Source organism: Pseudoalteromonas sp. BDTF-M6 (assembly GCF_018334135.1).
In the GTDB taxonomy this organism is placed as follows: domain Bacteria; phylum Pseudomonadota; class Gammaproteobacteria; order Enterobacterales; family Alteromonadaceae; genus Pseudoalteromonas.
The window spans coordinates 1-25,356 of record NZ_JAGXTQ010000006.1 but is presented as its reverse complement, the minus strand read 5'-3'; the positions used below and the strand labels follow the sequence as shown (position 1 = coordinate 25,356).

Genomic DNA, 25,356 nt, shown 5'->3' with positions numbered 1-25,356 from the left:
TGATTACTGTCGTAATTCTTTAAGTCGTATTCACCAAGAGCCATCAACATTATTCTTGTTCCAGCTCCGTTCTGATTAGGTTAACGGCCGGCCAAAAAATAACTTTAACAATTTTTTTGAAAAATAATTAAATTCATATTTTTCATATAGATAAACGCAAAAAACCGCGGATAACCGCGGTTTTAATACCAAGGGATGGGAAAAAATTAGCCGCCCAAGAGACTGATTGCCGCCTGCGGCAACTGGTTCGCCTGCGACAGAATCGAGGTACCGGCCTGTTGCAGGATCTGGTTTTTAGTCAGGTTCGCCGTTTCTACGGCAAAGTCGGTATCCTGAATACGACTACGCGAGGCAGAAACGTTTTCCGATACATTGGCCAGGTTAGAGATGGTGTGGCCAAAACGGTTTTGCACCGCACCCAGGCTGGCACGCTGCGAGTCGATTTGCGCCAGGGCCGCGTCTATGGTCTTGATCGCATCTTGGGCACCTGCAGAGGTCGAGCCGCTGATATCTATGCTCTCTACCGAGGTCAGTGCCGAAGTACCGCCTGCGGCAATAACGCCAGAGCCAAACAATTCATTGGCCGTGTTACCTGAAATACCGATTTTATCCGCCGAGCCCAGCTCCAAAGTTGAAGCCACGGCCGCAGAGCCGTTAGATGGAGCCGTCACACCGCCTAAATTAAATGCCACACCGGCTTTGGTATCGGTCGAGCTAATCCCATTGACACCGGTCGCCTTAAGGGTAATTTCGCCATTACCGCCGTTACCGTCGGCATCGAAAATAGCATCATAACCGTCGGCCAGCATGTCTTCCGCCAGGCGTTCCATATCGCCGCCATAGGTGGCCAGGTCATAGGTATCCGGGCCAATCGTCAGCACAGCCGTCGCACCGGAAATACCACTGATGGTTGTTTCCAATACGGCTTCTGCGTTAACACCTATGCCCGCCTGGTTAATGGTTTCGGCGATATCCGCCGCACCTTCACCGCTGGTAACTACGATATCGGTGCCGTTAATATTCAAGGTGTCATTAGTTGTGGTGCCCAACAGGGTAGCAAGGTCACTTGTCGCAGTCTCGGTGCCTAAAACGGTACCGGCGCCGGTAATTTCATGGATACCGATGGCATCGGCCGAGGTATTACCCAGGCTAACATTAATGGTTTCATTGGCGTTGGCACCCACCTGAAACTGTTTAGTCCCAAACGAGCCATCCAACAGACTGGTGGTACCGAACTTGGTGGTTTCGGCGATACGGGTTAATTCTTGTTGCAGTGCCGCTACTTCTTTTTGCAGGGCCTTGCGGTCATCGGCGCTGTTTGAACCGTTCGCCGACTGCAAAGACAGGTCTCGCATACGCTGCAAAATATTGGCCGATTCCTGCATCGCTCCTTCGGCGGTTTGGGCCATGGAAATACCATCGTTGGCGTTACGCTGGGCCACTGTCAAGCCGTTGATCTGCGATGTCAAGCGGTTGGCGATTTGCAGACCGGCGGCATCGTCTTTGGCGCTGTTAATACGTAGGCCCGACGACAGGCGTTGCATCGAGGTTTCCAGCGCTTGACCGGATTTTGATAGGTTACGCTGGCCGTTGAGCGACGCAACGTTCGTATTTACACTTAAAGCCATTTTACCATCTCCTAAGAGGTTTACCGTGGTTCTTACAAGTAAGGCGAACCACTTGGGATATTATTTCTTTAAACTCTATACACACACCGTGCCAGAATTATTTTTCTCTTATTAATCATACACATAATATTTATTTTAAAAATTAGATAGTCAGCAACCAGCGCCGATTGTCAGCTTCTTGCCGCTTGTTTTGCCGGGTGGCAATAGTCTGACCGACGATAATAAAAAAGGACCCAGGGGGTCCTTTTGAAATCATCACCTGCGGCATAAGCCGACAGGTCGTTAACCGATATAATCAAACAGTGATAGCTTAGCCAGGCGGCCAAAGGTGGCCTGAGAGGCTTGCAAGGCGGTTTCATGTTGCGTCAATTCGCTGATGGCCGCGGCCATATCAACTTCCACCAGGTTAGAGCGCGCCGCCTGATTGTTGATCTCGCGGGCGCTGTTGCTGTCTTGTACTCGCTCCAGGGCGGTCATGCGTGCGCCCAAGGTAGCCTGGGTATAGACCACTTTTTCCGACGCGTTGCGCAAACCGACATTGGCATCGGCGAGATTATGGTGGTATTGCTCATTGGTCAGCGAGCCATCTTCGAGGGTATTGATCAAATCACCCAGGGTGTTTAAAACATTTTGCTTTTGCGGTGCTTCCAAAGTCACGCTGGCCGTGGTTTCCCCCTCATTGAGACGAATATTGAGACCATTGAAGTCGATGGGTTCACCGCTGTAGTCGCCGCTTTGCAATACGGTGCCTGTGCTGTCGACTATTTCATATTGCTCGCTGGTCGTGCCCGGTGCCGGTGGCAGCACATTGATGGTAAAGCTGTTGTTGGCCGCAGTAACGTCATCATAATTGGCCTGATGAAAGGCATCAAAGGTCCCCTGATCGGCAATAACCGCGATGCCTGTGCCTAAATCCGTATCGGCGATATTCAATCGTGCCGCGACCTTTTCAAAGGTGGTAAAGCCATTGTCGCTGGAATTGATTTTAACGTTATTGGCTATGGTGATCTGGTGCTGGCCCTGATCGCCCTGATACACAAATTCGCCAGCCACGCTGTCGAATTTGTAGGCCTGACTGGCATCCTGATAGCCGGAAAACAGGAATTTGCCGTCTTCCGTTTGCGTGTTCATCAGCTCGTATAAGGTTTTTTGCAGCTCTTTCAGCTCGCTGGCCAGGGCTTTTTTATCCTGCTCATTTAGGGCGCCGTTACCTGCACGCACCGCCAGCTCCTCGGCATACTGAATCGTGGTATTGATATTTTGCAGCACGCTTTCCTGCGTGTTTAAGCGGCTGCTGAGCATATTGATGTTTTTCTCATGCTGCTCATTGATCTGTATTTTGTCGCCCAGCAACATGGCTTGAGCATAATCGCTGGGCGCCTGAGACGCGCTGCTGTATTTCTCGCCGGTGGCCACCTGGTTTTGCGCCTGCAACACATCCGATTGCTTACTCAGTAACTGGTTCAGGCTGTTTTGATAAAACATATTATTTGATAAACGCATAGCAGTTACCTCGCAGAGCTAAGCAGGGTGTCAAAAACGGTTTGGGCGGTCTGCAGAATACGGGCCGACGCCGAGTAGCTTTGTTGAAAACGCAACAAATTGGCGGCTTCTTCATCGAGGTTGACCCCGGACAGCGACTCGTACCAGGCATTAGACTGAGCTTCCAAGGCGCTGAAGGCGCCAAAGCTGGTTTGTGCCTGCGCCGTCACCATGCCGATATCACTCACCGTCCCGGCATAGGCCTGGTTAAAGGTTTTGCCATTGCTGCCATCGTTTTGGGCATTCACGCTTTGACGCACCAGATTCTGGTTTTGCAAATCCGCCAGGGCCTGGCCATTACGGTTATCATCAAAGCCCTGCTCGTTAAATTCGACGCTAAAGCTGTCTCCTACCTCGGGCGTGCCTTTAATATCAAAATCAAAGCCATAGGCATCAAAAGGCGCGCCGGCCTGGGCGAGAATACCGTCTTTTGGATCGCTCAAGGTGAAGGTCACCGAATTGGCACTGTCGGACAGGGTGTATTGATCCGGCTCTGCCACCTTGGTCAGGGTCAACTCACCATTGGCCAGACTCGGTGGCGGTCCGGGTAGGAAGCCGGTGCCAATACTGGTTACCGAGCCGGCGCTAATGCTCGCCTCGGAGTTATTGTTAATATTCGTTTCGGTGCGTATGGGCGAGGCCAGAGCCAGGTCTTCTCCCTGGTCGGTGGCCAGGGTCAGCTGGCTGGCGGCGGCACTATTGAGCTTGATATCTACCTTATCGCCAATTGCGCCCAGGGTACTGACATTAATTTGCAGGCCGAAAGAGTCATTGCCACCAAAGTCCACATCGCCATTGGCGGCTATGGTGGCCGCCGATGCGGTGCCTATGGCATTGCCGGACGCGTCTATGGGTTGCACCAGAACATCGTTGGCACCGGGACCGGTAAACTCAAGGCGAAAATCACTGGCGGGAATATTGGTGCCCTGCCCCGGCGCTAAGGTAGCACTGAGTTCGGCATTGCTGTTGCCATGGGCCAGACCGGCAACGCTTGGCAAGGTGAAGAGATCGCCCCCAAGCTCACCATTACCCGCCATGCCCAGGGCGTTTTGCTGGTTAAAGGCATCGGTAAAGGACAAGGCCATTTGCCCAAGCTGGGTTTGCGCCGGAATAAGGATCTCATCACGATAGGCCAGCACCCCGCCAATTTCACCCTTCAAGGTATTAGGGTCGATATCGATGGCGATGGCTTTGCCGTCTTGCACATCGAGCTTGAGCTCCATCTTGCTGGGATCTGGGTCCCCTTGCAAAGAAAACATATTAAAGGTGCCGTTTTCCATCACCAGGGACTCACCCGTGCTCATAAATACCAGCTTCTCGCCATGGGGCCCATCTGTGGTTTCGATATTCACCAGGGCCGAGAGTTCCTTGATCGCCAGATCACGCTCGTTATACAGGTTGCTGGCACTTGCCTGGGTATCACTGCCATGCACGGCGGTGATCTTGCTGTTAAGCTCGCTAATTTTTTCAATCAAGCCATTGGCTTCTTCGCTTAAACCGTACAGCTGCTCATTGACCGCCTGCTGTTGCTCGTTGAGCGCCCCCGACAGGGTATGGAGCTGATCAACAAAGCCCTGGGCATTACTGAAGAACAAGGACCGGGTGGTGCTGTTCGCCGGCTGGTTCAACGCCTCTTGCAAGTTATTAAAAACATTATTAATTTGCGTCGATAAGCTGGTCGATTCCTCGGAAAACATGGTGTCCACGCGGCCGGCATCGGCGGTAAAACGCTCGAAAAAAGCCCGGTTTGAGGTATCGCGATTAAGCTGCTGCTGGGCAAACTCATTAAGCAGGCGATAGGTTTCACCGCGGCCAATTTGATTGTCTATGGTGCCGCCGTGCTCGGTGCGCTCACGCACATAACCGGCGGTATTCACATTCGCTATATTCTTACTGGCGGTATTGAGCAGCTCGGTGCTGGCACGGATGCCAGAGCCGGCAATATTAAGTAAGTTAAAAGACATACCTTAGTCTCCAATGCCTGGTAGCGAGCCTACCAGGGCCTTTAATTCGGGTTGAGCAAGAACGCGCTTCACTTTAGTGGCATAGTTGGGATCGGTGGCATAACCGGCCGCACTGATGGCATCGATAAAGGCGGCGGGCTTATCGGCCACCGCCAGCGCCTGTTGATATCTGGGATTGCTTTGTAAAAACGAAACAAAGTCGTCAAAGCTTTGTTGCAAGGAGCCATACATGCGAAACGGCTCATTGCGCTTCACCGCGACGCCTTGCTCGTACTCCACCGTGGTTTTAGAGATGCTGGCCCCTTGCCAGTCACGGTGGGCCTTAATGTTAAAGAGGTTATTAGAGCTCTCGCCGCTGGCGGATTGAATGATGTGCTTACCCCATCCGGTTTCCAAAGCCGCCTGCGCTACCATCACCCCGGGATGTACGCCAATTTTTGCCGCCGCCTGACGGGCAAATTGCCACACGCCCTCGATAAAGTCCTGTGCCCCTTGGAAGCTTGGCGTCTCGGTCGTAGCTTCAGCTGTGGTATCAGCCTTTACCGCGGCCTCAACCTGAGGGTTGACGGACGCAGCCTGCACCTGAGTGTCTGCGCCTTTAACCGAGCGAGCACCTGCCACCTGCGGCATACGCAACACCTCGGCCGGAACATATTTGCCCTGCTCTGACGAGAGCTGCTGCACTATGATATCCGCCAAGCCTAAGGAACCGTTTTTCGACAGCTCGCTGGATAACTGCTGGTCGTGCATGTCCTGAAAATATTTGACACTGCTGGCGTTAAAAGGGCTGTTTTCATCCTCAAAAGCGGCATTTGCCTGACGCATGCTTTTAAGCAGCATTTGCGTAAAGATTGACTCAAACTGCTGTGCCGCCTGCTTCAGTGCCGCGCGCTCACCCTCGCTGCCCTTGGGCTGCTTGAGGGCATCCTGACGCAACCTGTCCAGGCTGGTTAGGTCAAATACACTTTGTTGTTGTAGTTGGTTGGCATCCATTGTGCTGACGAGATTAAAACCATGTGAGCAATTAATGCTGCTAACAATGCAATTTGCATACCAATAGCCAATAAAAAAGCCCGCAATCACGGCGGGCCTTTTTATCAGAAGATCAATTACCTGGGCTTAAATCACCACCAACTGACCATTAATGGCGCCGGCTTCTTTAAGCGCCTCTAGAATTGCCATCAAATCACCTGGGGCGGCGCCTACCTCATTAATGGCCCGTACCAGGTCATCCAGGCTCACGCCAGGGTCGAATACAAAGGCGCGCGAGTCGTCTTGCTGAACATCAATAATGCTTTGATTGGTCACCACGGTCTGACCGCCAGCCAGGGCATTAGGCTGCGACACCTGGGCATTCTCGGCGATGGTCACGGTAAGACCACCATGGGTAATGGCCGCCGGCTGCAATTTGACGTTTTTGCCTATCACTATGGTGCCGGTGCGCGAATTGACTATGATTTTCGCGGCATTGTCGGCGGGCTCAAACTCGAGGTTTTCCAAGGTCGATAAATAGGCGACTCGTTGCGCCATGTCCCGCGGCGCTAACACCCGCACCGAGGCGGCATCCATGGCCGTGGCGGTATCGCCGCCGAGCAAATTATTAATGGTATCGGACAGGCGTTTTGCGGTGGTGAAATCCGGGCGATTGAGGTTAAAGGTAATATAGTCGCCTTGGGTAAAGGGGCTGGGAATAGCTCGCTCGACCGTGGCGCCATTGGCAATGCGTCCCACCGTTGGGGTATTGATCACCACCTGGCTGCCATCTAGGCCCTCGGCGCCGAGACCACCGACGACCAGGCTGCCCTGCGCCAGGGCATACACATTCCCGTCGATACCCTTTAAGAAGGTTTGCAACAGGGTACCGCCACGCAGGCTTTTAGCGCTACCGATGGAAGACACGGTTACATCCATGGTTTGCCCCGGCTTCATAAAGGCCGGCATATCCGCATGCACGGCAACGGCGGCAACGTTTTTAATCTTGGGCTGCAAATTGGCCGGCAAAGTAATGCCGAAACTATTGAGCATGGCCTTAAAACTTTGCTGGGTATAGCGGTTTTTCTCACCGGTGCCGGGAAGACCCACCACCAGACCATAACCCACCAATTGGTTGCTTCGTACGCCCTCGACCATGGCCACATCCTTGATGCGCTCGGCCTGAGCCGGCAGGCTTGCCAAAGTTACGAGTGTGGCGATGATGACGCTAAACCATTGCATATTGATACTCCTTAAAACGGAAATAACGAGCCCATAAAGAAGCGCGACAGCCAACCGGCACTTTGCGCTTCCTGCATGTCACCCTTACCCGAATACTGAATGCGGGCATTGGCAATGCGGCTGCTTTCCACCGTATTTTGGGCGCTGACATCGGTCGGGCGCACTATGCCCTCTAGGCGAATAAACTCCTGACCGGTGTTTAAGGTGAGCCATTTTTCACCGCGGATCACCAGATTGCCGTTGGGCAACACCCGCATCACGTTAACCGAGATATTGCCGGCTAAGCTGTTCGATTGATTCGACTTGGCATCGCCGGTAAAGGCTGCGTTGGATTTTACTCCCAGCTCTATGCTGTCGCCGCCGATATTCACCGGGTTGCCACCAAGACCAATAACCGGGTCCAGACCCACTTCGGTTTCCTTATCGGTTTCGGTTTTCGCCGTTTTTGACGCCTGGGTCGACTCGCGCAGCACCACGGTAATGATGTCACCGGTACGCAATGCCTTTTGATCCGCATACAGATCATTGGCCAACACAGGGTTAAACAAGCCCCCATTATTGTTGATGTTTTGCGGCGCCTGCTGCGGATACATGGGGGCGTAATAGGGATCATCCGCTACCACGGTGGCATTTTGCGTCGTTTCGCAACCGCTTAATGCCAGGGTAGCCGACACACCGGCCGCCAACCATAAAGACCTAGTCATCATAATGCTGCCTTAGAGTTGCTGGTTAATGTAGCTCAACATCTGGTCCACGGACGAAATCACCTTGGAGTTCATCTCATACACGCGCTGGGTTTCAATCAGGTTCACCAGCTCCTCGGTGACATTCACGTTAGAGGTTTCCAGTGCCCCTTGAACTATGATGCCAAGGCCATCGACACCCGGGTTACCCTGCACCGGCGCGCCACTGACGGCGGTTTCGGTATAGAGGTTTTGACCCATGGGTTCCAAACCAGATGGGTTGATAAAGTCACTGATCACCAGCTGGCCAATCACCACGTTATCCGCCTGACCGGCAATGCGCACCGAGACCTCACCGTCTTGCGAGATGGTCAGTGATTGAGCATCGTCGGGCACATTCATTTCCGGTTGCACCGGGAAGCCGGCACCACTGGTGACGATACGGCCGTCTTCATCCGTGGTGAATTGGCCGTTACGGCTGTAGGCAATATTGCCATCGGGCAGTAATACCTCGAAAAAACCCTGGCCCTGGATCATCCAGTCCATGGAGTTTTCGGTGCTCAGCATATTACCCTGAGAAAAGTTCTTTTGGTTTGCTACCACCTTGGCACCGGCGCCAAGCATCAGGCCCGAAGGCATTTCCGTGTCCTGGGACGAACGCCCGCCCGGTTGATTAATATTCTGATAGAGCAGGTCTTCAAAAATGGCGCGGCTCTTTTTGTAGCCCACCGTACTCGCGTTGGCGAGGTTGTTGGAAATCACCGAAATATCGGTTTGTTGGGCATCAAGCCCGGTTTTACTGATCCACAATGCTGGGTTCATATTATTAACTCCTCGCTAAGGCTAAACGATGCGCAGCAATGATTCGGCGCGCTGATCATTTTCTTCGGCGGTTTTTATTAGCTTGACTTGTAATTCGAATTGGCGTTGATGGCTGATCATGTCCACCATTTCATGGACCGGATTGACGTTGGATGTTTCCAACGCTCCGGGGATAATGGAAACCTCGGCGGAAACGTCAATGTTTTGACCTTCGCGGGCACGAAACAGGCCATCATTGCCTTTTTCGACCTGGCGACCGCTGGCCTGCACTATTTTCAGCCTGTCCACTTCCTCTAGAAAGTTGGCCGGCGCGCCCTGGGGGCGAACCTGTATGGTGCCATCCTTACTAAAGCTGACTTTTTCTATGGGTAGAGGCAGAATAATCGGGCCGCCCTCGCCCACCACCTGGCGACCTTCACGGTCCACCAGCAGGCCTTCTTGAGTAACGCTCAGCGAGCCGGCCTTGGTGTAGGCCTCGCTACCGGCATCATCGAGCACAGTCAACCAGCCCTGCTCGCTCATGGCGATATCGAGATCGCGTCCGGTAGCGGAAATACCGCCGGCACTGGTGTTGGTTCCGGCACGCTCCTGCAAGGCGAAGACCCGGGTCGGCAACCCTTCACCAAAGGCCTGCATCGACCGCGCCTGAGCAATATCGGCTTTAAACCCCGTGGTATTGGCATTGGCCAGGTTATTACTCTTAACCGCCATCCCCAACAGGCTTTGTTTGGCGCCGGAAGTTGCTATATACAGCATTTTATCCATTGGCTTGCTCCCACAATTCTTAACTAGGGTAGGAAAAGCAAGATTAATACCAACAATGACGACAAAATAAGGACACAAAAAAGGCCACGTAAACGTGGCCTTAATAATCTCAACTACCCTTAGCGGATCTGCAGGATATTCTGCTGCAATGTTGAGTTCACTTCCAACGCCCGCGAGTTGGCCTGGAAGTTACGCTGTGCGGTGATCAGGTCCACCAGCTCGTTGGTCAGGTTGGTGTTTGACTGCTCGAGCGCCGAGGAGTTAATGGTGCCCAGGGTGCCCGTGCCCGGCTCACCGGCAATCGGCTCACCGGATTCAATACTTTCTTTCCAGCCGGTGTTACCCACTTGCTGCAAACCTTGTGAGTTCGGGAAGCGCACCATGGCGACCTGGCCCAGGAAGGTGGAATCGCCATTACTGTACGACGCCACAACCTTACCGTCGGTGCCAATATCGATGCCCGCAAGACGACCTACGGTCGAGCCGTCTTGCTCCAGGGCTTTCACTTCAAAGCGGCTGGCATACTGAGTCGGTACCTTGTTGGCGGTATTACCCTCATCGCGCCAGTTCAGCTCCACACCCGAGTCCGGGAAGGTGGCGCCATTGTCTAACAGAGTCGACAAGCCGGTGCCCGGTCCTGCCGGCAGCGTAACCTCATCAAAGGTGCTCGGGGTCACATTCGGGTTGCCATTGGTGGTCGCCGGTAAGCCACTGGAATCAAAGCCAAACTCAACCAAAGGCGTAAACGGCGAAGCTGGTTGCTCGGCGCCCGTGCCCGGATCGATGACCTTGCCATCCATAGTCGCATACACTTCCCACTCGTTAGGCGCCGTAGCCGGGTCTTTTTTAACGAAGAAATACTGCAGAATATGCGGCTCACCCAGCGAGTCATACACAGTGGTCGAGGTCGACGAGTTATAGGTGGCACGGTCGGTCGGCTCAAATACTAGGCCCGGGGCATCGGCGGTGGCATCCAGGTTAAAGGATGAATACACGTTTTGTGTGGCGCGCGGCGAACCGGATGCATCGGGGATCTGGATCGGGTTGGCGGTGCTTAGGCTCACCGATGAGGTATCACCTGAGCTGGGGTCGACCGGGAAGCTTTGCAAGAAGTTACCCTTGGCATCGACCATAAAGTTATCGTCGTTGAGCTTAAAGGCACCGGCGCGGGTGTAGGTCATGTCTTGCGATGCCAGGCTGTCGGTCATGGCAAAGTAGCCGTCGCCTGTGATCGCCAAATCCAGAGCATTGTTGGTAAATTTAAGTGAGCCCTGGTGGAATTGTTGTGCCACCATGGTGGTTTGCACACCGTCGCCGCTTTTGGTTTTGCCGGCACTGAATACCGAAGCCGCATACACATCGGCAAATTCGGCACGTGACTCTTTAAAGCCCGTGGTATTGACGTTGGCAATGTTGTTCGCGGTAACGTCCAAGTCTTTCTGGGCTGCAGCAAGCCCGGTTAATGCGATATTGAAACTCATGTTTCACCTCTTCGATTAGTGCCTAACGGCGCAGCTGTTACACAGAAATTTCCGCTACCTCAGATAGTCGCACCGCGCCCTCTTTGGTATTGACGATAATTCCATTTGCGCCATTAATATTGACGCTCTCAATATTCTTAAAGGTTGCCAGGGGCAAGGCGTTAAATTCGCCATTGATGCTGCCCTCGGCGACAATTTGATACTCGCCCGGCGGGAATGGCTGACCATCTGCGTCCAGGCCGTCCCACTCAAAACGAATAGCACCGGCACTTTGCGCACCTAAATCCACGGTATCGATAATTTGTCCGCTGCTATCTTTTATGGTCAGGGTCAGGTTATCCACCGTATCCGGTGCCAATACCGTACCCTTACTTACTTCACCGCTGTTAAGCTCTATGGTGTCCGACTCCAACAGCGCCTTCTTGCCAACCAGGGTGGAAGCCTGTAAGGCGGAGTTAGAAGTCATGGAGGCCGCCAAGGAAGCAAAGTTCTCGTTAAGCTTGGAGATCCCCTCGGCCATGGTGAAGTTGGTCATCTGCGCAATCATCTGGTCGTTATCCGCCGGTTTACTCGGGTCCTGATAAGACAATTGCTGAGTCAGCAAGCTGAAAAAATCTTCTTGCGTTAACTCATCATTTTTTTCCTCTGTCTTGGGCTGGTTATCGTTCCAATATAACGACCCTAATCCCGAGGTTGATTGCACATTATTGCTCATGCTCTATCCTCACTTTACCCGCGACCAAGCTGCAATGTTTTGGTGAGCATTTGCTTGGCTGAATCGGCGATTTGCACATTGGTCTGATAGGAGCGCGAGGCAGAAATCATATTGGCCATCTCTTCCACCACATTAACATTGGGTTTGTAGATATAGCCTTTGGCATCCGCCATGGGGTGATTGGGGTTGTACTCGACCTGCAATGGCTTATCGCTTTGCACCACACCCAATACCTTCACGCCTACAGACTCACCATGCTCTTTACCCAGGGCTTGCTGCAATTGGGCAGCAAACACGGGCTGGCGAGCACGGTAGGTTTGTTCCACAGAGGAGCTCACCGAGTTGGCATTTGCAAGGTTACTGGCGGTGGTGTTGAGACGCACATTCTGTGCACTCATCGCCGAGCCGGCAACATCAAAAACATTAAATAAACTCATGGTTATGCTCCTTGACCGCCTAGCGCTTTCTTAAGACCTAAAATCTTGCCGGTCATAAAACTTAGGCTGGCCTGATACTCTATGGCATTCTGTGTATACAAGTTCCGTTCCACCTGTACATCAACAGAGTTACCATCACCTGTATCTGTTTGATTTGGAACACGAAATTTAGCAAACCCAGCGTTCATTTGCGTGCCTGCATGCAGGTGATCCGGGTGCGTGGTGGTGAGTCGATTGCCGCTTAGCTGCCCACTTTTTGCCGCTTTTAGGGCGGTGGCAAAATCGATGTCTTTGGCCTTGTATCCCGGGGTATCTGCATTGGCAATATTCGACGCCAGGAGCTCGGCGCGTTGCGAACGTATAAGCATCGCCTGGGGATGAACCCCAAACGCTTTATCAAAGCTAATAGCCATAGCCTCTCCAAATTTTTGACTGTGGAAAGGGCTACAGCAATTCTTATACCATAGATTTTAACTATATGTTTTTATGTGTTTTTTGGTAGATGATACCGGGATTGCAACGCAGCATAATGAAATCGTTACTGAGCCCAGTCATGGACTCGCTGGCGCCGAGCAGAAGGTAGCCGCCGGGGTTCAGGGCCTGGGCAAACTGGGCAATAATTTTGGCCTTCACTTCGGGGGCGAAGTAAATCAGCACATTGCGGCAAAAGATAATGTCGAACTTGCCCAATAAGGCATAGGAGTCGAGCAGATTAAGATGGCGAAAGCTGACCATGCGCTTGATATGGTCGTTGACCCGGGCCATGCCGTTATCGCCATCGATAAAGAACTTACGACGACGCTCGGCGCTAAGGCCTCGGGCTAAAGCCAGAGCGTCATACTCACCCTTTTTACACATCTCCAGCATGCTGTTGGAAATATCGGTGCCGACGATTTGCACATTGGGATTCAGCGCACCGGGGCGGCTTTGCTGATATTCGGCCAAGGTCATGGCGATGGAGTAAGGTTCCTGGCCGGAAGAGCTGGCCGCCGACCAGATCTTTAATGGTCGCGCCAGGCCTTTAAACTCGGGTAACAGCCGGTTCTTCAGTAATTCGAACGGATATTGATCGCGAAACCACAAGGTTTCGTTGGTGGTCATGGCATCCACCACGGCGGCACGAAGTTGCCGCTCATGGGGACTCAAGGTTTTGTGCACCAGCTGCGACAGGGTATCGACACCAAAGCGTGCCATCAAGGGAGCCAATCGGCTTTTAACCAGATACTGTTTGCTGTCGCCGAGCACTATGCCGCATTGCTGCTCTAAAAAGGCACGAAACTGATTATATTCGTTAAGCTGTAAGTGCTTATTTTCCAATCTATGACTCACTTAGTGGTGATTAACCAGGATGGGCAACACGAACCTTAGTCGTTGTGCACCCATTTTTTTACCGCACTCGCTAACTCGTCCGGATTAAATTTAGCGATAAAGTCATCGGCGCCGACCTTCTCAATCATGGCGTGGTTGAACACCCCACTTAAGGAGGTATGCAAGATCACATGCATGGGCGCTAGTTTGGGGTCCGCTTTCACTTCGGCGGTTAAGGTATAGCCGTCCATCTCCGGCATTTCCACATCGGAGATCAACAGTGCCACCCGTTCGGTAATGGTCTTTTGGCAATCAAGCTCGGCAATTTCCTTAAGGCGCATCAGCGCTTCTTTGCCATTTTTGGCCAGCTCGGTTTGCACCCCAAGCGGCTCCAGTGCCCTTTTTACCTGATTACGTGCCACCGCCGAGTCGTCGGCGATAAAGACGATGCGCTCGCCAATATCCCGCTGCATTTCGCCGTCGTCGGCAATGCCCTGGCTGACTTCAGTATTAACCGGACTTATCTCGGCAAGGATCTTCTCTACATCGAGGATCTCAACGAGTTCCTTGTCTATCTCGGTGACGGCGGTCAAATAGGAATATCGACCGGCTCCCGAGGGGGGCGGCATGATGTTTTCCCAATTCATGTTGACGATGCGCTCGACGCCACCGACCAAAAAGCCCTGCACCGTGCGGTTGTACTCGGCGATAATGACAAAACAATCCTGGGTATCGGTGATCGCCGGGCCGCCCACGGCCATCGACAGGTCAATGACGGAAATGGTTTGCCCGCGAATATGGGCAACGCCACGAATATAGGGATTACTCTTGGGCATTTTGGTGAGCGCGGGACACTGCAAAACTTCGCGCACCTTAAACACATTGATGCCAAAGCGCTGACGCCCCTTAAGTTTAAACAGCAAGAGTTCAAGGCGATTTTGACCCACCAGCTGGGTGCGTTGATTGACAGAATCTAAAATGCCAGCCATCGGGGCCCTCCTAGCATTGACTTAAAACTACAGATTTGCGCCAGTATGCGCCAGATAGGAACGCTTTTTGCTTTGAGCTAACCAAGTCAGCATAATTACGTTTGCGCGTCTGCTATTTGACGCCTGGTAGTTATACCCTGTTTTGTGCAATAAGCATAGTCGAAAGGCCCTCAGTATGTTCAAAAAAATAATCTTTATTCATGGCTTCTGGCTGCTGAACGCTCTATTTCTAAGCCCTTTTTCCGAGGCGCAAGCAAACCAAAACAAGGACTACAGCCGCGAGCGCTTACAAGCCTTGGCTGAGCAACATATTATCGCCTTAGCCCAGATAAAACCGCAGCAGGAGCTGCAGGTAAAGGCCATCGACCTGGATGCACGCATCGGTTCGCGCCACTGCGCTCAAGAGCCGGAGCTGTCCACCGCCAGCGAGCCCCCTTTTAACCGCCAGGTGACGGTGCAACTCAAATGCCCAGAGCCGGCCCTGTGGACTCAATACGTGCATGTGCGCATCGATAAGCTCTCACCCATAGTGGTCGCCAACAGCCATATTGCCCGTGGTCAGATTATTGCCGCTACGGATATCAGCACCGAGTTAAGGCCACAACATTTTGTCCGCGCCCGTTACGTGGAAGCCCCGGATTTAGTAATAGGCAGTCGCAGCAAACGCACGATACGCCAAGGCCTGCCCATCAACCTCAATCAGTTGTGCATGGTATGCAAGGGTGATAGCGTGACTATTGTTGCCAAAATCAATGGCTTAACTATTAAAACCTCGGGCGAGGCGCTAGAGGATGGAGGCTTGGGGGAGAACATCCGAGTTCGTAACCGTAAATCGGGACGCTTGCTCAGTGCCCAGGTTACCGCGGTTGAAACCGTTGCAGTGAATATCTAAATTATATGCTAAAGTAATGGCGTAAGTGGCCGATAAAATATCCAAAGGTCAGTTTAGCTCAGGTACGAAGACATGGTTAATCAAGTAAATAAGAGCCAGCAAGGCGCGGTGTATAATAGCCCGCAACAAAAAATCGAGCAGCAAAAATCGGCGCAATCTCAGGCCTCTGGCGCTGCCACTAAGGCCGATGTCAAAGCCGCGAGCGATTCTGTGAGTCTCACTCCACAGGCACGACAAATGCGCTCATTGCAAGAAAAGGCAGAACGTTCTTCGGGATTCGATGAACAAAAAGTTGCCGAACTAAAAAAAGCCATTGCCGCCGGTAATTACCAGATCGACAGCGAAAAGCTGGCGAAAAATATCGCCGCATTCGAGTTTGATGTGTATGGCTGATTCGGCACTTACCCTGGCTCTGAAACAACAGCACAACAGCCTCAATGAGCTGTTGGTTTTGCTCAATGACGAGCTCACCGCCATTGCCGGTCGCAGCGGCACCGAGTTAAAAAGCATTACCCCGGCCAAGGCCCAGGCCCTGACCCAGATTCAAAAACAAGATCAACATATTGCCCAACTCCTGGCCCGTCAAAGCGAACGCGATGAGCAAGACCAGCAATTGATCGACAGCGCTCGGGAATTACTTGCCCAGTGCCAACAGCAAAACCAGATTAATGCCCATGCCGCCCACCAGGCACAACTGAGCGTTAAACAACTAAAAGATATCCTGATCGGCGCGCCGAGCTCCATTACCTATGCCGCCGACGGTGCCATTGACCGCAGCGACAATAAACTGGTGCGTAACCTAAAGGCCTAACGGCTGGCTAACGGCTTGCTAAAAGCTCACCAGTGCCTCAGTAATAGCTCACCTTTTTTATCTTACGTGGCTTGGTCTCGCTTATGTAAAGATCGTAAACACGCTTCATATCCAGCTCCAGCTCGGTGGCATAACTGTCGCCAACCACATAGCTGCTCATTACCTTGGCACCGCGGATCACCCCTTGCACCTTGGCCTCTAGCCGGTCGTTGCTGGCAATCGCTTGTGCCAGTTCGGTGTGCCCACTTAATTGTTGGCCGTATACCTGCTCAGCCAGCTCGCGATAGGCCTCTATCTTAGATGCCTTCATCGCCATCAGGGACTTTTGCTCGGCGCTTTCACCCGGTTGCGGTGCTATGGGTGCGTACCCCACCGCCTTTAACACAGGATAGTTATCCGGTTGCTCAATGGCATACTCAACGTGCTTATCATACATAGAGCTACAGCCTGCGGCTCCGATCACCAACCCTAGAATTATGCCCATTTGACGCAGCATCTTGCTCTCCACTTCCACTACTTAATGTGATTGCCATAGTATGCACAAAAAATGCCAGAAAAGCGTGGGCAAGATTAACCTGGTATGTTCTTTGCTGGTCTTAAGGCAAGTGAGATCCTACGACTGATTTTTATGCGATACCCAGCTCTACTTTGCACCCTGTTACTTTCTGCCTACAGCCACTGTGTGGCGGCACAATGGCTACAAACCACAGGGGTCGCGCCCCTGACCGGACAAAGCAGCGCCGATGCGCGCCAGCAAGCCATAAATGATGCCATTACCCAGGCCTTGCAATACTCAGGGGTGTCGCTGTCGAGTGTGCAAACCCTGAGCCAGGGCGTATTGACGCAAGATAGCATCAGGATACAGAGCCAAGGCCAAGTGCAGCAGATCCTTGTGCTTGAAGAGCAACAACAAGATGGTTTGTTGAGTGTGACCCTGCAGCTTGATATACAAGCAGATGCCGAAATCCAGCAGTGCCAGCAAAGCGGTTTACGGAATCATTTTGCCCTAACCCGGGCCGGATTTGCCAACCCGCAACAAGCCCGCGATGGTCAAATATTTGACATTCCCCAGGCCTTTAGCAAGCAGCTCTTTGCGCTGATGAGCCAGGCCGAATTGAATGTGCGTCCGACTCCCTATTTTAAAGAAGCACTTGATGTGGCGCCCTTCTTTTCACAGCAGTACGATTATGATGAGCAGCTTATCGATTATGTGGGTAATGCCAGCAACAGCCAGTTTGTGCTGCTCTCGCATATTACCGATGTGTCGTTAGGACAACAGCTCAACAGCGACTATGCCTTTTGGGCCGATGACAGCTTTGCGCGCTTTTTTAACGTGGAATTTATACTGTTTGATGCCCTGAGCTTTGAAAAGGTCTGGCAACAGGCCTATCACACTCAGGGCCCCTGGGATTTTGATAAAACCGCTTTGGTCGATGTGCATAGTGGCATCTTTTGGCAAAGTCAGTATGGCCGCAGCGTCAGTGCCCTTAGCCAGCAGGTAATGTATGACCTTAATCAGGCGCTGCAATGCCAGCCAAGCAAAGGTCAAATTAAGCATATCGAAGACCAGCAGGTCATTATCAATCTTGGTAAAGACAACGGCCTGACCCTAGGGCAAGAGCTCACCCTGGCCCATAACAGCCAAACAGTCACCTATGCGGGTAAGCGGTTGCCGCGCCAGATCACTACCTTGTACCGGGTCGAAATCACCCAGCTCTATCAACACAGCGCCGTGGCCAGCAATGTTTCAAAAAGGCCACTGCAGAATATCCAGCTCAATGATCTGGTGCTGGTGAATCCTTAATGAAACACTTAGTGGATCTGGACTAAACATTCAAAAAAGCGATTGGTTTAATCAAATTAAATCGTTTTAATGATTTAATTCATCTTGGCATACTGGGCTCATTGTTTAGATAAGGATTAAAACTAATGAGCCAATTTAAAAACAGCACAGGTCTACGCGTACCGGATGTCACCTTTGCCATTCGTGACAATGAACAGTGGCAAAAACGCACCAGCGCGGATATTTTTGCCGGTAAAACAGTGATCGTCTTTGCCCTGCCCGGTGCCTTTACGCCCACCTGCTCATCCACCCACTTGCCACGTTACAACGAACTGGCATCGGTATTTAAGCAAAACGGCGTCGATGACATAGTCTGTGTTTCGGTGAATGATACCTTTGTTATGAACGCCTGGGCGCAACACCAGGAAGCGGGCAACATCACCCTGCTACCCGATGGCAATGGCGAGTTTACCGATGGCATGGGCCTGTTGGTGGATAAAAACGAGTTGGGTTTCGGCAAGCGCAGCTGGCGTTATTCCATGCTGGTTAAAGATGGGGTGATCGAGAAAATGTTTATCGAGCCGGACCTGCCCGGCGACCCGTTTGAGGTATCCGATGCCGATACCATGCTGGAGTACATCAACCCTCAGCAGGTGAAGCCTCAGCCGGTCAGCCTGTTTAGCAAACCCGGTTGCCCGTTTTGCACGAAAGCGAAAAACCTGCTGACCGAAAAGGGCCTGGCGTTTGAAGAAATCATCCTGGGTAACAGTGTGTCGCTCACCAGCTTAAAGGCCATCACAGGTCGTGAAACCGTGCCTCAGGTATTTATTGGTGGCGAACATATAGGTGGCAGTGACGATTTGGCCGCTTACTTCGCGGCCCAATAAGATGGCGGCCCCTGCAGGAATCGAACCTGCAACTACCCCTTAGGAGTGTGTAGAAAGCAGCACACTCCAAATACCTCCATGTACAACAAAGCACAAAAACAAAATATAACCAATTGATTTTAATTACATATAAAACAAGGTGATTATATGCCATTGTTCTTCTTTGTTCTTTGTAGCACAATGAGACTGCTACAAATAAGCTACAAGGAACAAGCTTGCAATGCCAATCAAAGCTAAAATCACAGCCACAAGTGTTAAGGGACTAAAGCCTGAAGACAAGCGTCTTAATGACACTGAGATTGCAGGCTTTCACGCTCGCATCACCCCAAAAGGCTCAATCACCTACTACCTTTTCTACCGACTCCATGGCAAGCAAGTAAACTATAAGCTAGGAGTTAACGGTCAAATCTCCCCTGTTCAAGCAAGAGACTTAGCCAAGGATAAAATGGCTGAAGTAACTAAGGGCATCGATGTTCAAGCTGTAAAGAAAAAAGAACGATTCAATACACAACAGGCAAAACTTTCTACACTGCAAAGGTTCTTAGAGGAAAAATACTATCCTTGGCTTAAATCTCGTAACCCAAAAACAGTACAAAAGACTATCAAAGCATTCGAAGCATCTTTTCAGGTGTTTATGGATTATCAACTAAAAGACATTACTGCTTGGGAAGTGGAAAAATGGCGAAACAAACGATTAGATGATGCTATCAAACCAGCAACGGCTAACCGCCAGATAAACTTAATCAAAGGCTGCCTCAGTCGAGCGGTTGAATGGGGCTTAATTGAAAGCCACGACCTACAAAAAGTGAAAGCTCTGACGGTTGATAACTCAAAAGTGCGTTACCTCTCTAAGGACGAAGAGCTTCGTCTAAGAGCCGCGTTAGATGACTTAGGTATCGATTATCTAAAAACCTTGGTGTTACTAGCCAGAAATACAGGTATGCGTAAGGGAGAGCTTCTATCTCTGAAATGGGAAGACATTAACCTGACAAACAAAGTGCTCACTGTTGACTTTCAAAATGCTAAATCGGGTAGTTCGCGCCATATCCCATTAAATACTGAAGCATTCAATACATTAATAAAGTGGAAAGATTTATCTGGTGACAATGGCTATGTCTTTAAAGGCGAAAACCAATTACAAATAAAAGATTTCAGATATGACTGGGCGAGGTTGCTGGACGCAGCGGCTATCACTAACTTCAGATTCCACGATCTACGCCACCACTTTGCTAGTATGCTAGTAATGGCATCTGTAGATTTAAATACTGTGCGAGAGCTATTAGGACATAGTGACTTAAATATGACGCTAAGATATGCACACTTAGCGCCTGAACATAAAGCAGCTGCGGTTAATTTAATCGGCTAATTTGAATTAGTTTCGACCAGTTCTGATACTGCTTATTGAAAAGTTGAGAGTTACCCGTATATTCTCTGCAATATTTTTTCGTAATGCTTTTTCCAGGTCATATGCGATTCGACTAAGTCATCACAATTGATGTTTGTAAGCTTTTCATGTTCGAGTTCGATGGGCAATATACCGATAGGTGAACTTAAACCAGCGTTTGCAATTCGGTAAACGTGCGAAAGCACTTGGTCTTGTTCGCTATGACAATTATACAGCTTACCATCTACAGCGCTTAACGCTTTGGTCCAACCATCAACATCACTTCTGCCAACAGCACCGCCAAGCAAAATAACATCATTTATATATTTATCTACCTTTGAGGAAAGAGCCTCTAGAGCATAATAGATTACACGGCAACCCAAGGAGTGCCCAACAAGGTTAAACTTCTGGCCTTCGGTTCTAGATATAGCATCAGCCACCTGAACCCCCGTTTGAGCAGCTCTGAGCATAGAGTTATGCCAAGGGTTCGCAGCTAAATCAGATAGAAGCGCTAGCCAACCTAACGGGTTTAACTTTTTAGCCCCACTTCGCGAACCAGCTTCAGCAATACTGATTAGTATTTTTTTTGCCGCACTAGTTCCTACTCCTTTAGAAAAAGCTATGCCTAACTTGGTGTTTGTTTTTGATGCCCAATTGACACCATACATGACATGTTGAGAGTCATACGATAGTTGTGATATCTGCCAGTCATGAAAGTCTGTTTCTTTTTCTTGAGTAAAACCATTGATGAAAATAGTTTTAACTTCAGTGTCTCGATCTCTCAATTTGCGAATAGCAAAACTCTTATCCTCTCCATGGTATTTATTAGCTATCACCCCGCCCATAACTCCACCAAGCGCTAAACCGGTCGCTGATATAATGGCTGTACCTGCAGCCACACTTCCACCCACTGCTGCCAAAGAAGCGCTAGTCAACGCTGCACCAGATAAAGATGAAATAGCAGTTCCTGTCGAAGCTGTTCCCAACAAACCTAGCTTACCCATCGCAGCGGCAACAGGAGCAGCTCCGCTTCCCGCAGTAGCTGCTACACCGGCAACGCTAACAACTCCCGCCACTCCTAAACCCGCATATTTCCCTACTTTTGCAAGATTCCTCTTATCTCGCTCAAATATATTCTCGTACTCTGTAATGTCCTTGATTTTCAAGCCTAATTTAGAGAAGCTTGCAATCGTACCGTCGTGCTCTGCACACAACTCATTATTCCAAGTCTGTGCTAGCTTCCCTAAACCACCAACTTCAACCCCTTCAAGCACACTTGAATTTGGTGTTCCACGAGCCAATTCAGAGCAATAACGACATATTAGGGTATTGTTTCTACAACAATTACACTGGTAAATATTACGTGATAAGTGGCTTTTTTTAACTAATTTATGCTCCGTTCTCTCGAAGCACCAAGAGCAATAACCTTCAACACTAGACATAACATACTCACTAAAATTAAGAATAAATATATCGCACGACACACATAGAGGGCCAAGCTCAGTATCGTAAAGGCAATGTAGTAACTTACGATGCAGTCTTAGCTGATCCGAACACTCAAATCTATTTGCCCTACAATGGCCAATAACTAAGTTTTTGAGCGAACTAAAATAAAGTCTTCATCAGCTTTAATTCGAAAGTTATTTTCGAATCCACTCTTGATGGTGATATCAGATGCACTAACGCAAGACGGTAATTCTGGGCAAAAGCCATTTACTAATTCGAATACGTATGCGCCTTCAGATAAGTAGATTGTTATTTGTTCTCTAGTGTTTAGCCAAACGACATATTCCCCATCTACTTTTAGAAAAACGGTTTCTAACATCCCCTTAAGGCCAGCGTCTCTAGTAATAGTTACTGGAATGTTTCTGTGTCCTTCCTTTCTGGAAAGATTTTTGTCATACAGGCGCTTTATCGATGCTTGCCTAATTTCATCAGAGCTCGGTGGTTGAGTGGCGCAGCCGGTAAGAATTAGACTAGAGATTATGGCCACAAGAGGCAGAAGCTTCATGTAAATTCCTTCTTTTACTATTTGTAATTATTGCGGTTTTTAGACAAACCCGCTGTTATATTCCCTTTTGTTAAAGATACAATTTTTTATAGTGAAGTGATAGATTGAACTAAATCTTTATTAAAATAAGGACGTTATTTTGAAGAGTTACTACAGACTATCCGAGTTAGATAAAGCATTCGGGATATCTATCGATGATGCCTATTACCTTAATGCAGAAACCGACGTTTCATTTTGTGTATTCTGTAAAACGTCTGATGTGATTTTGGGTGGATATAGAAAAGATAAATTTGTGGGTTTTGGTTGCGCTTCATATTCAGGCTTAATTTCACTAAACAAAGAGCAACAGACAAAGCTGTTCGAGAGCAAAGAAGTAAGCCTAGCTAAGTCGGTGCTTCTGCAAAAGGAAAAAGTCACTAACTACACACCTGATTACCCTTTTACTGTGGGTGTACCTAATCCGATTATCCAAGAGTGGTTAGATGCCCCCTTTAATGAGATACCTTTTGAGCAAATACCATTTAGCTTTATGCCACAGCAGCGTAAGAGCAGGCTCAAAAAGTTCGTTAAAAACATCTATGAAGCAACAGGTAAAAATGAAGAGTCTATCTCTAAATTGCCTGAAAAGTTCGACCCTAGAAATCCCATTAAAGACGAGCTATTTCGCTCTCATTCTGCGTTCGTATTTGATGACTTGTGCATTACCGCCGAAGAGTTAGAGAAAGCAAAAAACTATCTATTCAAATCCTCAAAGCAACTCAATACGGCAAAAATGCGCCCGATAGATTTATTGTTTTCAAATATGCTTATTCAGTTCCCCAACAGTAAACCTAGCCAACTCTGGGATAAATTGAGGGATGACATAAACAATGAGCCTCGTGAATTTGATACGGATGAGATCATTGATGAAGTGGGTGAAGAGACACTGTATTGGTTCGACTCTCATGCAGAACCACAGCAAATGAAAAAGAAGAGTTTTTATAACCTAATTAAAAAATTAAAAATAAATTAAAGGTCATAACTCCTCGAAGGACTCCTAGGAGTTAACCATCCCTTTAGATTCCTCCATGAACTTAAACGTACATGGAGGCGATCATGCCAACAACCGAAAACAAACGTGCACTATCAGAAATAGAAACTGCCGAGTATATCGGAATGAGTCGCTCTTTCTTGCGTCAATCGCGCATGGAAGGCAACCGAGTAAATCGCACTCCCGCCCCACCCTTCATCAAAATAGGTCGAGCGGTTCGCTACCTCAAAGATGATTTAGATAATTGGTTAAATAGCTTTAGTCGCTTAGAGCACTTAGGCCAAGACCCTCAGGGGACTGACCATGCCTAAGTTATCCAAAGAGCAAAAGCGTCTATTAATATGGTTATCTCGCCCAACTAGTCACCTAGAGATATGTCGACAGCATGGCTATTCACTAAACCAAGTGAACGGCCTAAAGACATATACAGATGAGTTAGGCACTCCTTTCAAATTTGATATTCGTACCTTAAACAAACTTGTGACCGAGTCACTGGTAGTTGGGGAATTCATTTACCCATTTGGTCTGAAGCATGAGCAGTTCGTGTTAACCAGGTTGGGAAAAGAATTGGTAGAACAATTGAGCGCGTAAATTCCGATGGCTACCTTTAAAGAGAAAAAAATAGCGCAAGCGATTACTGAACAAGATCAAATCCTTGCGCCCTATCTTGATCAAGTCGATAGAGTCGACAAGCCCCATCTAATCAAAAACCTCTCGCCATTTCCTAAGCAAATTAAAAGCGCTATTTTGTTCCATGCTTTTAATCAGCCAACTAGATACGACAGAAACATATATATTCTCAGAACATCAAAGGCGCTGTCAGATTTACTACCTGAAAAGCTGCGCCCCTTGTTGTTTTGCTCTGACGATGAAATAAACACACAGGCAAAAGAGTGTGCAAATTATTGCCGCAGCCTTGCCATTAATCCCGAAAAGGTAGATTACATCTACGCTCAGAGGCGAAATGCACAGCGAAACGCAGGCGAAACAGAGCGGAACGTTCCGCTCACTTTTCGCTATCACAGCAATGTAAACAGCGAAACAAAGGGCGAAGATTCCGCTTACTTTCGCTCTGAAGATAGCGAATTCGCTAGTGAACTCGCTTATATCAAGCAAGTCGCGCTTTATGAGCACCTCTCAAACTATGTGAATAATTTTGGGCTTTCACCTATCCAAATCGGAAATGGCATTGAACTAGGTGGAGCTTTAAAGCGATATACTGATAAACGTTGGTGGCTACGCAAAATCCGCAAACTCGTAACCCAAGCCAACGAAAAGGCAGCTATTCACTTAAACTTCGTAAATAGCAAAAAACAGATATACGCCAGTGATGTTACAACGCGTAATCGCTTGACTCAGCATGCTCGCAATGAGCACTTACTTAGCTCTACTCATATATTGAATGAACAAGGCCAACGCTATTCGCTTAAAGAAATTTCAGACCTTAACGTCTCTAACCCTAAAATACGTAAAGACGAATTACTTTGTCGTGCTAGAGGCTTTGAAAATCTAGCGAAAGAGCTAGGTCATGACGCCTTATTCATTACCGTAACCTGCCCCTCTAAATATCACCGAGCCTATTCCAAATCAGGTGCGCCTAATCCAAAGTGGCAAGGCTTAATGCCAAACCAAGCCAATGACTACCTAAACAATCAATGGCAAAAAGCCCGCGCTGAATTTAAGCGTCAAAATATTGCTCCTTATGGCTTTAGAGTTGCCGAACCACAACACGACGGCACGCCACACTGGCACATGCTATTTTTCATTGAAAGCGACAAAGTCGCCGCTCTCCAAGCTGTCATTCGCCACTATGCGCTAGAAGTAGATGGAGACGAACAAGGTGCAGCCGAAAACCGTTGTGACTTTAAGCTGATCGACCCGAACTGAATCGCCACTCATTTCCTAGACACCCTTCAGTTAGATAAACTAACTAAAAAGAGAGGTGCTTATGAGCGGTAAACGCTACCCTGATGAATTCAAAATCGAAGCGGTCAAACAAGTGGTTGATCG

General features: G+C 49.5%; 26 protein-coding genes and 1 pseudogene. 9 read left to right on the top strand and 18 right to left on the bottom strand.

Annotated features, from left to right (window positions below):
* Positions 1–206: 206 nt before the first annotated feature.
* From KD147_RS17055 to KD147_RS13635, 15 genes and pseudogenes are all read right to left on the bottom strand, one after another.
* A complete protein-coding gene (locus KD147_RS17055; RefSeq protein WP_502710232.1) occupies positions 207–809 on the bottom strand; it encodes a flagellin in 603 nt (200 codons plus the stop codon).
* Between the two features lie 408 nt (positions 810–1,217).
* Positions 1,218–1,628, bottom strand: a pseudogene (locus tag KD147_RS17050) (flagellin N-terminal helical domain-containing protein); the annotation flags it as partial.
* Positions 1,629–1,910: 282 nt separating this feature from the next.
* Entirely contained in the window at positions 1,911–3,131 is a 1,221-nt protein-coding gene (gene flgL, locus KD147_RS13695) for a flagellar hook-associated protein FlgL (RefSeq protein ID WP_212548221.1), read from the bottom strand.
* Positions 3,132–3,136: 5 nt separating this feature from the next.
* Positions 3,137–5,134, bottom strand: coding sequence for a flagellar hook-associated protein FlgK (gene flgK, locus KD147_RS13690; protein WP_212548220.1), 1,998 nt, complete (start codon positions 5,132–5,134; stop codon positions 3,137–3,139).
* Positions 5,135–5,137: 3 nt separating this feature from the next.
* Complete coding sequence (flgJ, locus tag KD147_RS13685; RefSeq protein WP_212548219.1) at positions 5,138–6,127, bottom strand: flagellar assembly peptidoglycan hydrolase FlgJ; 990 nt, start codon at positions 6,125–6,127, stop codon at positions 5,138–5,140.
* A 126-nt stretch (positions 6,128–6,253) separates the two neighbouring features.
* Positions 6,254–7,348 (bottom strand): flagellar basal body P-ring protein FlgI, encoded by a 1,095-nt coding sequence (locus KD147_RS13680; protein WP_212548218.1) that lies wholly within the window; start codon positions 7,346–7,348, stop codon positions 6,254–6,256.
* An 11-nt stretch (positions 7,349–7,359) separates the two neighbouring features.
* A complete protein-coding gene (flgH, locus tag KD147_RS13675) occupies positions 7,360–8,052 on the bottom strand; it encodes a flagellar basal body L-ring protein FlgH (protein WP_212548318.1) in 693 nt (230 codons plus the stop codon).
* Positions 8,053–8,064: 12 nt separating this feature from the next.
* Positions 8,065–8,853 carry a flagellar basal-body rod protein FlgG gene (gene flgG / locus KD147_RS13670; RefSeq protein ID WP_105190542.1) on the bottom strand — a complete coding sequence of 263 codons (789 nt, stop codon included), beginning with the start codon at positions 8,851–8,853 and terminating at the stop codon, positions 8,065–8,067.
* A 21-nt stretch (positions 8,854–8,874) separates the two neighbouring features.
* A complete protein-coding gene (locus KD147_RS13665; protein WP_212548217.1) occupies positions 8,875–9,618 on the bottom strand; it encodes a flagellar basal body rod protein FlgF in 744 nt (247 codons plus the stop codon).
* 119 nt (positions 9,619–9,737) lie between these two features.
* Positions 9,738–11,099 (bottom strand): flagellar hook protein FlgE, encoded by a 1,362-nt coding sequence (gene flgE, locus KD147_RS13660; protein ID WP_105190544.1) that lies wholly within the window; start codon positions 11,097–11,099, stop codon positions 9,738–9,740.
* 37 nt (positions 11,100–11,136) lie between these two features.
* Positions 11,137–11,814: a flagellar hook assembly protein FlgD gene (locus tag KD147_RS13655; RefSeq protein WP_105254925.1), complete on the bottom strand. Its 678-nt coding sequence runs from the start codon at positions 11,812–11,814 to the stop codon at positions 11,137–11,139.
* 14 nt (positions 11,815–11,828) lie between these two features.
* Entirely contained in the window at positions 11,829–12,251 is a 423-nt protein-coding gene (gene flgC / locus KD147_RS13650; protein WP_105254924.1) for a flagellar basal body rod protein FlgC, read from the bottom strand.
* A gap of 2 nt (positions 12,252–12,253) precedes the next feature.
* Positions 12,254–12,664 (bottom strand): flagellar basal body rod protein FlgB, encoded by a 411-nt coding sequence (gene flgB, locus KD147_RS13645; protein WP_105254923.1) that lies wholly within the window; start codon positions 12,662–12,664, stop codon positions 12,254–12,256.
* Between the two features lie 61 nt (positions 12,665–12,725).
* Positions 12,726–13,568 (bottom strand): CheR family methyltransferase, encoded by an 843-nt coding sequence (locus tag KD147_RS13640; RefSeq protein ID WP_212548317.1) that lies wholly within the window; start codon positions 13,566–13,568, stop codon positions 12,726–12,728.
* Between the two features lie 47 nt (positions 13,569–13,615).
* Entirely contained in the window at positions 13,616–14,548 is a 933-nt protein-coding gene (locus KD147_RS13635; RefSeq protein WP_212548216.1) for a chemotaxis protein, read from the bottom strand.
* Positions 14,549–14,723: 175 nt separating this feature from the next.
* Here KD147_RS13635 and flgA point away from each other — a divergent pair, with 175 nt between their 5' ends.
* The 3 genes from flgA (at position 14,724) to flgN (ending at position 16,251) form a co-directional block, all read left to right on the top strand.
* Complete coding sequence (gene flgA, locus KD147_RS13630) at positions 14,724–15,440, top strand: flagellar basal body P-ring formation chaperone FlgA (RefSeq protein ID WP_212548215.1); 717 nt, start codon at positions 14,724–14,726, stop codon at positions 15,438–15,440.
* Positions 15,441–15,512: 72 nt separating this feature from the next.
* Positions 15,513–15,833: a flagellar biosynthesis anti-sigma factor FlgM gene (gene flgM, locus KD147_RS13625; protein ID WP_212548214.1), complete on the top strand. Its 321-nt coding sequence runs from the start codon at positions 15,513–15,515 to the stop codon at positions 15,831–15,833.
* Positions 15,826–16,251: a flagellar export chaperone FlgN gene (gene flgN / locus KD147_RS13620; protein WP_212548213.1), complete on the top strand. Its 426-nt coding sequence runs from the start codon at positions 15,826–15,828 to the stop codon at positions 16,249–16,251. Before flgM ends, flgN begins: the two co-directional genes overlap by 8 nt.
* 37 nt (positions 16,252–16,288) lie before the next feature.
* Here flgN and KD147_RS13615 read toward each other — a convergent pair whose 3' ends face one another.
* Positions 16,289–16,747, bottom strand: coding sequence for an LPP20 family lipoprotein (locus KD147_RS13615; protein WP_212548212.1), 459 nt, complete (start codon positions 16,745–16,747; stop codon positions 16,289–16,291).
* 132 nt (positions 16,748–16,879) lie between these two features.
* Here KD147_RS13615 and KD147_RS13610 point away from each other — a divergent pair, with 132 nt between their 5' ends.
* The 3 genes from KD147_RS13610 to KD147_RS13600 all read left to right on the top strand — a co-directional run bounded on the left by KD147_RS13610 (position 16,880) and on the right by KD147_RS13600 (position 20,287).
* On the top strand, positions 16,880–18,055 hold the full coding sequence (locus tag KD147_RS13610) for a flagellar assembly protein T N-terminal domain-containing protein (RefSeq protein ID WP_212548211.1): 1,176 nt from the start codon (positions 16,880–16,882) through the stop codon (positions 18,053–18,055).
* Positions 18,056–18,180: 125 nt separating this feature from the next.
* A complete protein-coding gene (locus tag KD147_RS13605) occupies positions 18,181–18,921 on the top strand; it encodes a glutathione peroxidase (protein WP_212548210.1) in 741 nt (246 codons plus the stop codon).
* Between the two features lie 220 nt (positions 18,922–19,141).
* Positions 19,142–20,287 carry a site-specific integrase gene (locus KD147_RS13600; protein WP_212548209.1) on the top strand — a complete coding sequence of 382 codons (1,146 nt, stop codon included), beginning with the start codon at positions 19,142–19,144 and terminating at the stop codon, positions 20,285–20,287.
* A 50-nt stretch (positions 20,288–20,337) separates the two neighbouring features.
* On the opposite strand, the gene KD147_RS13595 is transcribed toward KD147_RS13600, so the two are convergent.
* Positions 20,338–21,747, bottom strand: a complete 1,410-nt coding sequence (locus tag KD147_RS13595) for a DUF726 domain-containing protein (RefSeq protein WP_212548208.1) — start codon at positions 21,745–21,747, stop codon at positions 20,338–20,340.
* A 146-nt stretch (positions 21,748–21,893) separates the two neighbouring features.
* Complete coding sequence (locus tag KD147_RS13590) at positions 21,894–22,316, bottom strand: hypothetical protein (RefSeq protein ID WP_212548207.1); 423 nt, start codon at positions 22,314–22,316, stop codon at positions 21,894–21,896.
* A gap of 139 nt (positions 22,317–22,455) precedes the next feature.
* Here KD147_RS13590 and KD147_RS13585 point away from each other — a divergent pair, with 139 nt between their 5' ends.
* The 3 genes from KD147_RS13585 (at position 22,456) to KD147_RS13575 (ending at position 25,233) form a co-directional block, all read left to right on the top strand.
* Positions 22,456–23,328 (top strand): hypothetical protein, encoded by an 873-nt coding sequence (locus KD147_RS13585; RefSeq protein ID WP_212548206.1) that lies wholly within the window; start codon positions 22,456–22,458, stop codon positions 23,326–23,328.
* An 83-nt stretch (positions 23,329–23,411) separates the two neighbouring features.
* Positions 23,412–23,657, top strand: coding sequence for a helix-turn-helix transcriptional regulator (locus tag KD147_RS13580; protein ID WP_212548205.1), 246 nt, complete (start codon positions 23,412–23,414; stop codon positions 23,655–23,657).
* A gap of 286 nt (positions 23,658–23,943) precedes the next feature.
* Positions 23,944–25,233, top strand: coding sequence for a replication endonuclease (locus tag KD147_RS13575; RefSeq protein ID WP_212548204.1), 1,290 nt, complete (start codon positions 23,944–23,946; stop codon positions 25,231–25,233).
* Positions 25,234–25,356: the final 123 nt, after the last annotated feature.